A 10,762-nucleotide genomic window follows, 5' to 3' on the forward strand; every position below is an offset into this window, starting at 1 on the left:
CATCAGCGATTAATACTGATTAAACATCGTCTGGATCTGTTTCGGATCTTTAGTCTGAGTCAGCGCCAGTTGCAGCAGTACGCGTGCCTTCTGTGGGTTCAGAGAACCAGAGGCAACGAAACCGTACTTCGCATCATCGATTTCAGCATCCTGCGTGGTTGAACCGGTCGGAACGCGGGAAGAACGCACTACAACAGTCCCTTTATGCGCTGCGGTTGCCAGCGTATCGAAGACCGTTTTGTACAGGTTGCCGTTACCCACACCAGCGCTCACAATCCCATCATAACCGGCATCCACCAGCGCTTTTGCCGGCAGATCTGAAGCATTCGCGTAGTTATAGACGATACCGACCTTCGGCAGTTCATTCAGCTTAGAAACGTCGAACGGCGTGGAGGTGGTGTGCTTACGCGCAGGCGTACGCTGGTAGTCGATTTTACCGTTATGAATGTAGCCCAGCGGTCCGTAGTTAACGGATTTGAAGGTCGCCACATCGGTGGTGTTGGTTTTGGTCACGTCGCGCCCGTCAAGCACAGTGTCATTCATCACCACCAGCACGCCACGGTTGGCAGAGGCTTTATCCGCCGCTGTCACTACCGCGTTATAGAGGTTGAACGGACCATCCGCGCTCATTCCGGTAGACGGACGCATTGCGCCAACCAGCACTACCGGCTTGTTGCACTTCACGGTCAGATCGAGGAAGTAAGCGGTCTCTTCCATGGTGTCAGTACCGTGGGTAATCACGAAGCCGTCGGTGCTGTCACACTCGTTATTGATCTTTTTCGCCAGGGTTAACCAGACGTCGTCGTTCATATCCTGCGAACCGATATTGACAACCTGCTCACCCTTAACGTTAGCGATATCCTTAAGTTGAGGAACGGCTTTGACCAGATTCTCTACGCCAACTTTGCCCGCCGTATAGTTAGATTTGGTTGCGGAGTCACCGCCACCGGCAATCGTCCCGCCGGTCGCTAAAATGGTAACGTTCGGTAAGGCGAGTGCTGCACCGCTGAAACCCATTACCAGTGCTGCCAGTGCCGTTTTCCTGAAAAACTCCATGTTATTTCTCCAGTTACGTGAATTTGCCGCATTATCCCAATGCCAGAGCTGAATAATGTGATTTCATCCAATTAACCAGACAAATGTATCTATCAGATTGTTAAATTTAGAGGTGGATATCAAAACGAAGCGGAAAGGCAAAAGAAAATGGCACAGAGGCGATCTGTGCCATTGTTTTATATGAAAACTTTATTTAAGCGTGCTGACCAGCGCCTTGCGGTTATCTTCCAGCGTCACCACGCGGCTGCAGACATCTTTACCGAACTGCTGGAAATCTTTTTCCTGATTCTTCCATTCGGTCTGGATCGCGGATTGTAATCCGCCGAGGCTGCCCAGCACGCCCTGCAGTGGATTCCCACCGCCTTTCAGAACGGCTTTCGCCCCCATCTCATTGATGCTGTCCTGCAAAATGCCGCCCATCGCCTGATTCACCAGTTGCTGACCGTCGGCTCGCACCTGATCGATAGCTTTATAGTGGAAGGTCAGACCGTCGGTACGATGCTCGATAATCCGGTTCATCTGCTCTTTCAACTGGGCATCCAGTTTCGTCAGACGCCCCCGCATGTTACTGCTCTCGCCCACTTCTTTGGCGATAATTTTATCCAGCGCCACGCGCCCTTTTTCAACACGGTTTCTGGCACCTTCATCAATCCACGGCAGCGCGCTGCGCAGTTCGGCCTGGTAATCTTTCGCCTGCTCGCGCTGTGCGGCGCTCAGCGTGTACTGCTTACCGTTGTACATCACATTGCCGTCCGGCGTGATCACCAGGTTGCCGTTTTCACCCTTCACCTGCACCGTTTGCGGGCTCAGAATCACATCGTCACGCGGCGTGACGCTGCACTGGTAGTCTGCATGAGCGGTCATCGCCGTTACAGAAAGGGCTGCCGCCAGCAGCGTTTTGCGCATCATAACTTTCCCTCAAGACAAATCGGGCCAGCAAATGCTGGCCCCGTATGCGTAGTTAGTCCCACCAAACGTCGAAAAGTTCGCTGGTACGCACTTCTTCAAGTTTGTGTTCTTCCAGCCACTTACGCACAATCGCCTGATGTTCTTCAGTGCATTTGCCGATTTCCTGCATGCAGATCAGACCTTCCCAGGCCAGATAACCGCTGCCGTCAAAAGCCAGTTTGTTCGGTTCAATAACGTCATTGATAAAGTCATCAACGGTTTTATCAACCTGCTCTTCAGATGTACCTTCCGGGAAACGCCATGCTACCGAAAATCCTAATTCCTGGAATTCGTCGATATGCATTTTTTTACGCAGACGACGGCTACGGTTCTTTGCCATTATTTCACCCTCTCGAACATTAAGTCCCATACGCCATGACCAAGACGATGGCCACGTTGTTCAAATTTGGTTACCGGGCGCGATGGTGGGCGCGGTACGTAATCGTGACTCTCTGACAGGTTTTTATATCCGTCAATGGAGGACATCACTTCAAGCATGTGCTCGGCATAGGCTTCCCAGTCAGTCGCCATGTGGAACACGCCGCCCAGCTTCAGTTTGCTTTTGACCAGCTCGGCAAACGGTATCTGAACGATACGGCGTTTATTATGACGTGCTTTGTGCCACGGGTCAGGGAAAAAGAGCTGAACCATCGTTAAAGAATTGTCAGGAATCATTTTATGCAGCACTTCGACTGCGTCATGGCACATCACACGCAGGTTCTCAACGCCCTCTTCATGGGCCGACGCCAGACAGGCGCCCACACCAGGCGAGTGAACTTCAATACCGAGGAAATTTTGCTCCGGGCGCGCTTTCGCCATTGCTACCAGTGAGGCGCCCATACCGAAGCCAATCTCCAGCGTAACCGGCGCTTCACGGCCAAACAACGTCGCGAAATCCACCGGCTCTTCGCTGAATTCAACGCCCATCACCGGCCAGTAGTTTTCCAGCGCGTGCTCCTGCCCTTTGGTCAGCCGCCCCTGGCGACGAACAAAACTACGAATCCGGCGCAGTGGACGGCCGTTTTCATCAAATTCCGGTGAGATGACGTCGTTTTTCATAAAAGTTAAGTCTGCTTGTGATTAAGGTCTGAAAACGGGCATTATCCAAAGTTAGTTGCCGGATGCAAGTAAAGGAAGCGCTCACGCTGCGGAAAGTTCCGGTTTACACCCTGTTGCCTCTGTGCTGCAATCTTGCCCCCAACAATAATGAATTCGGTGACCATGCAAGCGTCTCAATTTTCAGCCCAGGTTCTGGACTGGTACGATAAATACGGGCGAAAAACCCTGCCCTGGCAAATTGATAAGACGCCTTACAAAGTATGGCTCTCAGAAGTGATGCTGCAACAGACCCAGGTGACGACGGTCATTCCTTACTTTGAACGGTTTATGGCCCATTTCCCGACGGTGACCGATCTCGCCAACGCGCCGCTGGACGAAGTGCTTCACCTGTGGACTGGGCTCGGTTACTACGCCCGGGCGCGCAATCTGCACAAGGCGGCGCAACAGGTAGCCACACGGCATAACGGCGTATTCCCTGAAACCTTTGAAGACGTGGCGGCGCTCCCCGGCGTCGGGCGTTCAACCGCCGGCGCCGTGCTGTCACTCTCGTTGGGTCAACCTTTTCCGATTCTTGACGGCAACGTTAAACGCGTGCTGGCGCGCTGCTATGCTGTTAGCGGCTGGCCGGGTAAAAAAGAGGTTGAGAAAAAACTCTGGGATCTGAGCGAGCACGTTACACCGGTGAAAGGTGTGGAGCGTTTTAACCAGGCGATGATGGATTTAGGCGCGATGGTGTGTACGCGCTCAAAACCGAAATGCTCGCTGTGCCCGTTGCAGAACAGTTGTGTCGCCTGTGCAAATGACAGCTGGTCACTTTACCCCGGCAAGAAACCGAAACAGACGCTGCCTGAGCGGACAGGCTATTTTCTGCTGCTGCAACATCAGGACGAGGTCTTACTGGCTCAACGCCCGCCAAGCGGATTGTGGGGTGGGTTATTCTGTTTCCCACAGTTTGCCAGTGAAGAGGAATTACGGGAATGGCTGGCGCAACGGCATGTGAACGCTGATAATTTGACCCAACTTAACGCGTTTCGCCATACCTTCAGCCATTTCCATCTGGATATTGTGCCTATGTGGCTTACTGTGTCTTCATGCGGTTCATGCATGGATGAAGGCAACGCGCTCTGGTATAACTTAGCGCAACCGCCATCTGTTGGCCTGGCGGCTCCGGTGGAGCGTTTATTACAGCAGTTACGTACCGGTGCCCCCGTTTAACGCACCGGACGATGAAGAGGATAAGTTATGAGCAGAACGATTTTTTGCACTTTCCTGCAGCGTGAAGCAGAAGGACAGGATTTCCAGCTGTACCCGGGCGAACTGGGAAAACGCATTTATAACGAGATTTCAAAAGAAGCGTGGGCGCAGTGGCAGCACAAGCAGACTATGCTTATCAACGAAAAGAAACTCAATATGATGAACGTCGAGCATCGCAAGCTGCTGGAACAGGAGATGATCAACTTCCTGTTTGAAGGCAAAGACGTGCATATCGAAGGTTATACGCCGGAAGATAAAAAATAAGCACGTTGCCGGATGGCTCAACGCTGTCCGGCAACACCGCACAACGACAAACACAACACGCACTCCCGGAATGATGAAAAAATTTCTCGCGCTTGCCGTTATTGCGCCGTTGCTTATCTCCTGTTCCAGTTCGACCAAAAAAGGCGATTCTTATAATGAAGCCTGGATCAAGGATACCAACGGTTTTGACATTCTGATGGGGCAGTTTGCCCACAACATTGAAAATCTGTGGGGCTATCAAGAAGTGCTGATCGCCGGTCCAAAGGACTACGTGAAGTACACCGATCAGTACCAGACCCGCAGCCATATTAACTTTGACGACGGGACCATTACCGTTGAGACCATCGCCGGGACGGAGCCTGCGGCACATTTGCGTCGCGCCATCATTAAAACGTTGCTGATGGGTGATGATCCCACTTCCGTCGACCTCTACTCTGATGTCGATGACATTCAGATCTCCCGAGAGCCGTTCCTGTACGGCCAGGTGCTCGATAACACAGGTCAGCCGATCCGCTGGGAAGGCCGGGCGACGAACTTCGCCGATCACCTGCTGCAAACGCGGATGAAAAGCCGCAGCAACGGGATCCGCATGATTTTCAGCGTGACAATTAACCTGGTGCCGAATCACCTGGATAAACGTGCGCATAAATACCTCGGCATGGTGCGCAAGGCATCCCATAAATATGGCATTGATGAGTCGCTGATTCTGGCGATTATGCAGACGGAGTCATCCTTCAACCCATACGCAGTAAGCCGTTCCGATGCGCTGGGGCTGATGCAGGTGGTTCAGCATACCGCCGGGAAAGACGTTTATCGTTCCCAGGGCCGCTCCGGTATCCCGAGTCGCAGTGAACTGTTCGATCCAGCCAGCAACATTGATACCGGCACCGCCTATCTGGCGATGCTCAACAATGTCTATCTGGGCGGCATCGATAACCCAACGTCACGACGCTATGCGGTGATCACCGCTTACAATGGCGGGGCGGGCAGCGTACTGCGCGTCTTCTCCAGTGATAAAGTGCAGGCCGCGAATATCATCAACAGCATGACGCCAGGGGATGTGTACCAGACGTTAACCACGCGTCACCCCTCTTCTGAATCGCGCCGTTATCTGTATAAAGTCAATTCCGCGCAAAAAACCTATCGGCGGAACTGATGCTTCTCTTCCCCGCTCCCGGTAAAACGGCGAGCGGGCGACACAAAATGTGACAAAAGTCACTTTTTCGCATTGCAAAAAGGTATTGTTTTGCAATTATTTGTCACAGGTAACAAAAAATCACCCATCGTCGTTGATAGAATCACATCATACAGTCACGGCATTTGTGCCAAACGAAACATTCATCCGCCTTCCTGTGTGAGGAAATTAACATGAATCTTAAGCTGCAGCTGAAAATACTCTCCTTTCTGCAGTTCTGCTTGTGGGGAAGTTGGCTGACCACCCTCGGCTCCTATATGTTTGTCACCCTCAAATTTGACGGTGCTTCTATTGGTGCTGTCTATAGCTCGCTGGGGATCGCGGCGGTTCTGATGCCGACCCTGTTGGGGATCGTGGCGGACAAATGGCTCAGTGCAAAGTGGGTTTACGCCATCTGTCACGTGGTGGGTGCAGTGACGCTGTTCATCGCCGCTGAAGTCACGACGCCGGGTGCGATGTTCTTTGTGATCCTGCTTAACTCACTGGCATATATGCCAACGCTTGGGCTTATCAACACCATTTCCTATTACCGCTTGCAGAACGCAGGCATGGACATCGTTACTGACTTCCCGCCGATTCGTATCTGGGGCACCATCGGTTTCATCGCCGCCATGTGGGCCGTGAGCTTCTCCGGTTTCGAACTGAGCCATATGCAGCTGTATATTGGCGCGGCGCTCTCTGTGATGCTGGTGCTGTTTACGTTGACCCTGCCGCACATTCCGGTGGCGAATCAGCAGAAGAATCAAAGCTGGACTTCTATGTTGGGTCTGGATGCCTTCGCGCTGTTTAAAAATAAGCGTATGGCTATCTTCTTCATCTTCTCAATGATGCTCGGCGCAGAACTGCAAATTACCAACATGTTCGGGAACACCTTCCTGCACAGCTTCGACAACAACCCGCTGTTCTCCGGAAGCTTTATCGTTGAGCACGCGTCGGTGATGATGTCGATCTCGCAGATCTCCGAAACCCTGTTCATCTTGACCATTCCGTTCTTCCTCAGCCGTTACGGGATCAAGAACGTCATGCTGATCAGTATCGTGGCGTGGATGTTGCGCTTCGGCCTGTTCGCCTACGGCGACCCGAGCCCGTTTGGTACCGTGCTGCTGGTTCTGTCGATGATTGTTTACGGCTGCGCCTTCGACTTCTTCAACATCTCCGGTTCGGTGTTCGTTGAGAAAGAAGTTCGTCCGGAAATCCGCGCCAGTGCGCAGGGCATGTTCCTGATGATGACCAACGGCTTCGGCTGTATCCTCGGCGGCGTGGTAAGCGGGAAAGTGGTAGAGCATTACACCCTGAACGGCATTACCGACTGGCAGACCGTGTGGCTGATTTTTGCCGGCTACTCACTGGTTCTGGCCTTTGCCTTCGTGGCGCTGTTTAAGTACAAGCACGTTCGCGTCCCGACTGGCACGCAGACCGTCGCACATTAATCTCTCTGCCGGATAAGACGCTTTCGCGTCTTATCCGGCATACTCCGATACACCTGGCCGGATAAGCGCAAGCGCCATCCGGCATTCTCTTTCGATTACTTCAACACATACCCGTACAACCGTTTAATGCCATCGGCATCGGTTTCACTATAAACGCCCTGCAACTCCGGCGAGAACCCAGGCAGCATATTCACCCCCTCTTCCAGCGCCAGGAAATAACGCTGTACCGCACCGCCCCAGACTTCGCCCGGCACTACGCACAGCACGCCCGGAGGATACGGCAGCGCTCCTTCCGCCGCGATACGGCCTTCAGCATCACGAATGCGCACCAGTTCAACATCACCACGAATAAAGGCGCTGTGGGCATCCTGTGGGTTCAGCGCCACCGTCGGGAAACTCTCCTGACGGAACATCGCTTTTTGCAGATCCTTCACGTCAAAACTGACATACAGATCGTGCATCTCCTGACACAGTTCGCGCAGGGTATAGTCGCGATAGCGCACCGGATATTTATTGAAGATAGTCGGAAGCACCTGTGCAAGCGGCGTGTCGTCTTCGATATGCTGTTCGAACTGTGCCAGCATCGCCGTTAAATGCGCCATTTTTTCCGGACTCTCGGCGGGCGTCAGCAGGAACAGAATCGAGTTGAGATCGCACTTCTCCGGCACAATACCGTTTTCACGCAGGTAGTGGGCCAGAATGGTGGCCGGAATACCAAAATCAGTATAACGTCCGGTCTGCGCATCAATACCCGGCGTGGTGAGCAGCAGCTTGCACGGATCGACAAAATACTGATCGTCGGCATACCCTTCGAAGCCGTGCCATTTCGCGCCCGGCGCAAAGCTGAAGAAACGCCGCTCGCGGGCAATCACCTCGGTGGGATACGACTGCCACGCCTTACCCTCCACAACTGGCGGAATGAACGGCACAAGCAGCTTACAATGGGTCAGGATAGCCTTACGCGCCTCAATCCCCAGCGTCACGCACTCTGCCCACAGACGTCGACCACTCTCCCCTTCGTGGATTTTGGCATTGACATCCAGCGCGGCAAACAGCGGGTAGAACGGACTGGTTGAAGCGTGCAGCATGAACGCATTGTTCAGCCGCTTATGCGGACAGAAACGCGCCTGGCCACGAATGTGATTATCTTTCTTGTGGATCTGCGAGGTCTGTGAGAACCCGGCCTGCTGTTTATGCACCGACTGGGTGACGAAAATACCCGGATCGTTTTCATTCAGCTCCAGCAGCAGCGGCGAGCCGTCGGCCATCATCGGGATAAACTGCTCATAGCCGACCCAGGCAGAGTCAAACAGAATGTAGTCACAAAGATGACCGATTTTGTCGATCACCTGACGGGCGTTGTAGATCGTGCCGTCGTAGGTTCCCAACTGGATAATTGCCAGCCTGAAGGGACGCGGCAACTCTGCCTTTTCTGCGGCTATGTCGCGGATCTGTTCGCGCAGATACGCTTCATCAAAGCAGTGTTCATCGATCCCGCCGATAAAACCAAACGGGTTACGGGCCGCTTCCAGATAGACCGGAGTCGCCCCCGCCTGAATCAGCGCACCGTGGTGATTCGATTTGTGGTTGTTGCGATCGAACAGCACCAGATCGCCACGCGTCAGTAACGCATTGGTAACCACTTTATTCGCCGCCGACGTGCCGTTCAGGACGAAATAGGTTTTATCGGCGTGGAAGACTTTGGCGGCAAACTTCTGCGCATGTTTGGCTGAACCTTCATGGATCAGCAAATCGCCCAACTTCACGTCAGCATTGCACATGTCTGCACGAAAGACGTTTTCGCCAAAGAAATCATAGAAATGACGCCCGGCAGGGTGCTTTTTAAAGAACGCACCGTGCTGATGCCCCGGACAGGCGAACGTGCTGTTTTTCATATCCACATACTGCGTCAGCGTGTCGTAAAACGGCGGCAGAAGGTCTTCCTCATACAGGCTGGCGGCAGATTCCAGCTCCAGCCACTCCTGCGCAGTACCGCGAATAACGGCGGTCGCGCCTGCGGGTAGAGCTATGTTCTCTTCGGTGAGAATAAAGACCGGCAGATGAAAGCCCGTGCGTTTGAGTAACGCAAGAATGCCGCTACGGCTATCGGTAACGGTCATGACGACGGCAGCGACATCGGTAAAGTCAGTACTGTCCAGCGCCACAACACCGCGATGAGTAGATAAACGAGAAACCAGTTCACTACTGGCGGCAATGTTCATTGATTTCATAAGCGCAAAAACCCGTTTCGGGAGAATAAGAGTCCCGGACAAGGCTCATTGCCCTGCCCCACGAGATGTTTAGGTCAAACTGGTCACCAGCTCCGACCGCCAGACATCAGTAAAAGCAGACCGTTTCTGATTTTACTGTTGTCCTGCAGTGAGCATACGTTGCCCTCACCGCATGGTGAGTAAGAGGGAAGGAATAACGAGAAGGGGCAGCCATCGCGCTAACCGGCGATGCGAAAGGCGATGTGAAGGTGTTGCGTTCATCCCATGCGGCCCCGAACAGACTGGAGAAAATTCGCGCAATCATGGCACCTTTAACCAGGAGGGGCAAGATTTAATTCTTATGCACACTTGTTGCGGTTAAACAACACTGTAAATGAGAACCAGGTCATAATAATGCACTTTGACAACATAATGAGCAGGAGCTTACGTGGTAATTGGACCTTTTATTAACGCCAGCGCCGTTTTGGTGGGTGGTGTTATTGGCGCCCTTCTTAGCCAACGTTTGCCGGAACGGATTCGTGTCTCCATGACCTCTATTTTCGGTCTCGCATCACTTGGCATTGGTATCTTACTGGTGGTCAAATGCGCCAATCTTCCGGTTATGGTGCTGGCAACGCTGGTCGGCGCACTAATTGGTGAGTTTTGCTATCTGGAAAAGGGGATCAACACCGCCGTCGCCAAAGCGCAGACTCTCTTTATGCGGTCGGGTAAAAAGCAGCCCCATGAATCGTTTATCCAGAATTATGTCGCCATCATTGTCCTTTTCTGCGCCAGCGGGACGGGGATTTTTGGGGCTATGCGCGAAGGAATGACCGGCGATCCGAGCATTCTGATTGCTAAATCCTTCCTCGATTTCTTTACCGCCATGATCTTCGCCTGCTCTCTGGGTATCGCCGTGTCGGCTATCGCGGCTCCGATGCTGCTCATCCAGCTTTCACTGACGACCTGCGCGGCGCTGATATTGCCGCTCACCACCCCCGCAATGATGGCCGATTTCAGTTCGGTCGGGGGGTTATTGCTGGTCGCCACTGGTTTACGCATCTGCGGAATCAAAATGTTTGCCGTGGTCAATATGCTCCCGGCGCTGCTCCTCGCCATGCCGCTTTCCGCCGCCTGGACCGCGTATTTCGCTTGAGAATGCGTGCAATAACAGCAAAGTGGTGATAGATTGTGCAGTCTGCGTTGAATTGAAGAAATTTCGTTGACGAAACGAGGCGGATCGGTTTTAATGCGCCCCGTTGCCCGGATAGCTCAGTCGGTAGAGCAGGGGATTGAAAATCCCCGTGTCCTTGGTTCGATTCCGAGTCCGGGCACCACTTATTTTG

At 53.1% G+C, this 10,762-nt stretch carries 10 protein-coding genes and 1 tRNA gene; 6 read left to right on the plus strand and 5 right to left on the minus strand.

The window, feature by feature from the left end:
* Positions 1–9 precede the first annotated feature (9 nt).
* The 4 genes from ansB to trmB form a co-directional block, all read right to left on the minus strand.
* Entirely contained in the window at positions 10–1,056 is a 1,047-nt protein-coding gene (gene ansB, locus JTI98_RS01415) for an L-asparaginase 2 (RefSeq protein ID WP_042998066.1), read from the minus strand.
* 189 nt (positions 1,057–1,245) lie between these two features.
* Positions 1,246–1,965, minus strand: a complete 720-nt coding sequence (locus JTI98_RS01420) for a DUF2884 domain-containing protein (protein ID WP_042998067.1) — start codon at positions 1,963–1,965, stop codon at positions 1,246–1,248.
* 52 nt (positions 1,966–2,017) lie between these two features.
* A complete protein-coding gene (locus JTI98_RS01425; protein ID WP_042998068.1) occupies positions 2,018–2,344 on the minus strand; it encodes a YggL family protein in 327 nt (108 codons plus the stop codon).
* A complete protein-coding gene (gene trmB / locus JTI98_RS01430) occupies positions 2,344–3,063 on the minus strand; it encodes a tRNA (guanosine(46)-N7)-methyltransferase TrmB (protein WP_216081845.1) in 720 nt (239 codons plus the stop codon). Before trmB ends, JTI98_RS01425 begins: the two co-directional genes overlap by 1 nt.
* Positions 3,064–3,225: 162 nt before the next feature.
* On the opposite strand from trmB, the gene mutY reads away from it, so the two are divergent.
* The 4 genes from mutY to JTI98_RS01450 all read left to right on the plus strand — a co-directional run bounded on the left by mutY (position 3,226) and on the right by JTI98_RS01450 (position 7,206).
* Complete coding sequence (gene mutY, locus JTI98_RS01435; RefSeq protein WP_130097881.1) at positions 3,226–4,278, plus strand: A/G-specific adenine glycosylase; 1,053 nt, start codon at positions 3,226–3,228, stop codon at positions 4,276–4,278.
* A 27-nt stretch (positions 4,279–4,305) separates the two neighbouring features.
* On the plus strand, positions 4,306–4,581 hold the full coding sequence (locus JTI98_RS01440) for an oxidative damage protection protein (protein WP_042998071.1): 276 nt from the start codon (positions 4,306–4,308) through the stop codon (positions 4,579–4,581).
* A 73-nt stretch (positions 4,582–4,654) separates the two neighbouring features.
* Positions 4,655–5,737: a membrane-bound lytic murein transglycosylase MltC gene (gene mltC, locus JTI98_RS01445; protein WP_216082219.1), complete on the plus strand. Its 1,083-nt coding sequence runs from the start codon at positions 4,655–4,657 to the stop codon at positions 5,735–5,737.
* Positions 5,738–5,949: 212 nt separating this feature from the next.
* Positions 5,950–7,206 (plus strand): nucleoside permease, encoded by a 1,257-nt coding sequence (locus JTI98_RS01450; RefSeq protein WP_044255678.1) that lies wholly within the window; start codon positions 5,950–5,952, stop codon positions 7,204–7,206.
* Positions 7,207–7,301: 95 nt separating this feature from the next.
* Here JTI98_RS01450 and JTI98_RS01455 read toward each other — a convergent pair whose 3' ends face one another.
* Complete coding sequence (locus tag JTI98_RS01455) at positions 7,302–9,437, minus strand: ornithine decarboxylase (RefSeq protein ID WP_216081846.1); 2,136 nt, start codon at positions 9,435–9,437, stop codon at positions 7,302–7,304.
* Between the two features lie 427 nt (positions 9,438–9,864).
* On the opposite strand from JTI98_RS01455, the gene JTI98_RS01460 reads away from it, so the two are divergent.
* Positions 9,865–10,572: a DUF554 domain-containing protein gene (locus tag JTI98_RS01460; RefSeq protein ID WP_216081847.1), complete on the plus strand. Its 708-nt coding sequence runs from the start codon at positions 9,865–9,867 to the stop codon at positions 10,570–10,572.
* A 105-nt stretch (positions 10,573–10,677) separates the two neighbouring features.
* Positions 10,678–10,753, plus strand: a tRNA-Phe gene (locus JTI98_RS01465).
* The last annotated feature ends 9 nt before the right edge of the window (positions 10,754–10,762 follow it).

The sequence above is a fragment of the Citrobacter sp. MGH 55 genome, from assembly GCF_016906145.1.
GTDB lineage: Bacteria > Pseudomonadota > Gammaproteobacteria > Enterobacterales > Enterobacteriaceae > Citrobacter_A > Citrobacter_A amalonaticus.

Excerpts from the sequence above, each read along its gene's own strand:
- ansB (WP_042998066.1), bottom strand. The coding sequence starts at position 1,056 with ATGGAGTTTTTCAGGAAAACGGCACTGGCAGCACTGGTAATGGGTTTC.
- JTI98_RS01420 (WP_042998067.1), bottom strand. The coding sequence starts at position 1,965 with ATGATGCGCAAAACGCTGCTGGCGGCAGCCCTTTCTGTAACGGCGATG.
- JTI98_RS01425 (WP_042998068.1), bottom strand. The coding sequence starts at position 2,344 with ATGGCAAAGAACCGTAGCCGTCGTCTGCGTAAAAAAATGCATATCGAC.
- trmB (WP_216081845.1), bottom strand. The coding sequence starts at position 3,063 with ATGAAAAACGACGTCATCTCACCGGAATTTGATGAAAACGGCCGTCCA.
- mutY (WP_130097881.1), top strand. The coding sequence starts at position 3,226 with ATGCAAGCGTCTCAATTTTCAGCCCAGGTTCTGGACTGGTACGATAAA.
- JTI98_RS01440 (WP_042998071.1), top strand. The coding sequence starts at position 4,306 with ATGAGCAGAACGATTTTTTGCACTTTCCTGCAGCGTGAAGCAGAAGGA.
- mltC (WP_216082219.1), top strand. The coding sequence starts at position 4,655 with ATGAAAAAATTTCTCGCGCTTGCCGTTATTGCGCCGTTGCTTATCTCC.
- JTI98_RS01450 (WP_044255678.1), top strand. The coding sequence starts at position 5,950 with ATGAATCTTAAGCTGCAGCTGAAAATACTCTCCTTTCTGCAGTTCTGC.
- JTI98_RS01455 (WP_216081846.1), bottom strand. The coding sequence starts at position 9,437 with ATGAAATCAATGAACATTGCCGCCAGTAGTGAACTGGTTTCTCGTTTA.